1 protein-coding gene and 1 pseudogene are annotated in these 459 nt (G+C 73.6%); one reads left to right on the forward strand and one right to left on the reverse strand.

Annotated elements, in window-relative coordinates:
• A partial coding sequence (locus G3I78_RS48210) for a nitroreductase/quinone reductase family protein (RefSeq protein WP_164436957.1) occupies positions 1–282 on the forward strand: 282 nt, incomplete at its 5' end.
• 6 nt (positions 283–288) lie between these two features.
• Here G3I78_RS48210 and G3I78_RS52605 read toward each other — a convergent pair.
• A pseudogene (locus G3I78_RS52605) lies at positions 289–459 on the reverse strand (FAD-dependent oxidoreductase); the annotation flags it as partial.

Genomic DNA, 459 nt, shown 5'->3' on the forward strand with positions numbered 1-459 from the left:
CCCGTCTACAGCGAGGCCGACGGGCGCTACCTCATCGTGGCGTCCAAGGGCGGCGACCCCGAGCACCCGCTCTGGTACAAGAACCTGACGGCCCACCCCGAGGTCCGCATCCAGGTCGGCCCGAAGGTGCTCCAGGGAACGGCCCGCACGGCGACCCCCGCGGAGCGCGCCGCGTACTGGCCCGTGATGGTGAAGCACTGGGCGGACTACGACGAGTACCAGACCAAGACGGACCGCGAGATCCCGATCGTCGTCATCGAGCCCGCCGGGCCCGCCGCGTAGCCGAGGTCAGTGCCCCAGGACGGCCATCGCCGCATTGTGGCCGGGGACCCCGCTGACGCCCCCTCCGCGCACGGCGCCCGCGCCGCACAGCAGGACGTTGGCGTTCGGGGTGCCCACGCCCCAGCGGCCCGCCGCGCCCTGGTCCTCCGCGTACGGCCACGACAGGTCCCGGTGGAA

Source organism: Streptomyces sp. SID13726, from assembly GCF_010548375.1.
GTDB lineage: Bacteria > Actinomycetota > Actinomycetes > Streptomycetales > Streptomycetaceae > Streptomyces.